Origin of the sequence: Sphingobacterium nematocida (assembly GCF_900168125.1) — a bacterium.
Classification (GTDB): Bacteria; Bacteroidota; Bacteroidia; order Sphingobacteriales; family Sphingobacteriaceae; genus Sphingobacterium; species Sphingobacterium nematocida.
In genome coordinates this window covers 464589-465660 of sequence record NZ_FUZF01000003.1, presented here as the reverse complement: position 1 = coordinate 465660, position 1072 = coordinate 464589, and the positions used below count along the sequence as shown (strand labels likewise).

At 47.9% G+C, this 1072-nt stretch carries 1 protein-coding gene; it reads left to right on the top strand.

Annotated elements, in window-relative coordinates; translation table 11 throughout:
• The coding region (locus B5X76_RS06420) for a protein-disulfide reductase DsbD family protein (protein WP_176141005.1) at window positions 1–1072 on the top strand (1072 nt) is incomplete at both ends.

The following is a 1072-nucleotide window of genomic DNA, read 5'->3' as shown; positions in this document are numbered from 1 at the left end:
GCTTCTTTACCAAGAAGTCGGGCAGCCGCTCCAAAGCGATATCCCAGGCCTTTCTCTACGGGTTATTTATTATCGTAATCTATGTCGCTCTGGGGATGTTGATCACCATAGCATTTGGTCCGGAAGCATTGAATGAACTGTCTACAAACGGGATATTCAACTTCTTTTTCTTTCTTCTACTGGTTGTTTTTGCGGCATCATTCCTTGGTGCTTTCGAGATCACACTACCGAGTTCTTTTGTCAACAAGATCGATGCGCAGTCGGACAAAGGCGGTCTTATCGGACTGTTCTTCATGTCGGCCAGTCTAGCGGTAGTTTCCTTCTCCTGTACAGGTCCTATCATCGGCACCTTATTGGTCGAGGCGGCGACACGCGGCGAACGTCTAGGTCCTGCAATAGGTATGTTGGGCTTTTCTATTGCACTGGCAGTACCTTTTGTACTCTTTGCGATGTTCCCATCGATGCTCAAGTCTATGCCTAAATCCGGTGGCTGGTTGAACAGTGTAAAGGTTGTTCTCGGATTCCTGGAACTGGCCCTTGCACTTAAGTTTCTCTCCAATGTGGATCTTGCCTACAACTGGAACCTGATTGACCGTGAAGTGTATTTGGCGCTGTGGATTGTAATCTTCGGATTGCTGGGACTGTACCTTATCGGAAAGATCCAGTTTTCGCACGATAGTCCATTGCTGTTTCTTTCCATTCCACGTACGATGTTCGCTATATTGGTATTCTCCTTTGTGGTGTACATGGTGCCCGGTCTATGGGGAGCGCCTCTGAAAGCGATATCGGCATTCTTACCTCCTATAGGTACACAGGATTTTGATCTGAACAATATGGCCTCTGGTGGAGGTGGCGGGCATACGGCAGATCCCGCTGCGGCAAGCCGTAAACATTATACCTACTTCCATAGCAAGTCAACGATCAAAGGGTTGGATCCTTACTACGATTACGACGAAGCGTTAGCTGCTGCCAAAGAACAGAAGAAACCGTTGTTGGTAGATTTTACAGGCTGGAACTGTGTCAACTGCCGTAAGATGGAAGCTGAGGTATGGAGCAGTCCTAAGGTCAGAGC